The organism is Pseudovibrio sp. POLY-S9 (assembly GCF_001431305.1).
In the GTDB taxonomy this organism is placed as follows: domain Bacteria; phylum Pseudomonadota; class Alphaproteobacteria; order Rhizobiales; family Stappiaceae; genus Pseudovibrio.
Genome location: NZ_LCWX01000260.1, coordinates 174,514 through 174,987, shown reverse-complemented (window position 1 = coordinate 174,987; position 474 = coordinate 174,514). Strand labels below are relative to the sequence as shown.

The window sequence follows — 474 nt, the reverse complement described above, 5'->3', positions numbered from 1 at the left end:
GCTCTTCCCCTCCTCAAGCCGATTGCTAAGGGGCGGAAGATCAACTTGAGCCTGTTTTTCAAACAGCTCAATTTCCTCGCCTTCCCGGCGATAGGTTCCATGCAAGAAGCCTGCACGCAAAACACGGTAGCGGTTTTTTTCCATAGTATCCTCCAATTAGACAGGAGCCCCGGTCTTAGATGGACCAGGTGTCACTCCAGAATGAATGTGGGTGTGGTCTATTGTGGTGCCTTCCGACTTCACATAGCCGGAGTTCAAATCCACATCGCCTGCGGTTGTGATACCCGATGGCGTCAAGGTGATGGATGTGCCGGCAACGCTGAAAGTCATCCGCCCATCAACCAAGGCAATGGACGCATTCCCAACACTGAGCTGGAGTTTATCGCCACCACCTGAAACGATAATTTTTGTCGCCCCAACCTGCGCCAGGACATGGTCGTCTCCTTTTGCGCTCGGTCTGGGATTGTCTTCACT

The 474-nt window shown here is 52.7% G+C and carries 1 pseudogene; it reads right to left on the bottom strand.

What is annotated here, in order from left to right:
• Positions 1-156: 156 nt before the first annotated feature.
• Positions 157-474, bottom strand: a pseudogene (locus tag PPL9_RS32670) (hypothetical protein); the annotation flags it as partial.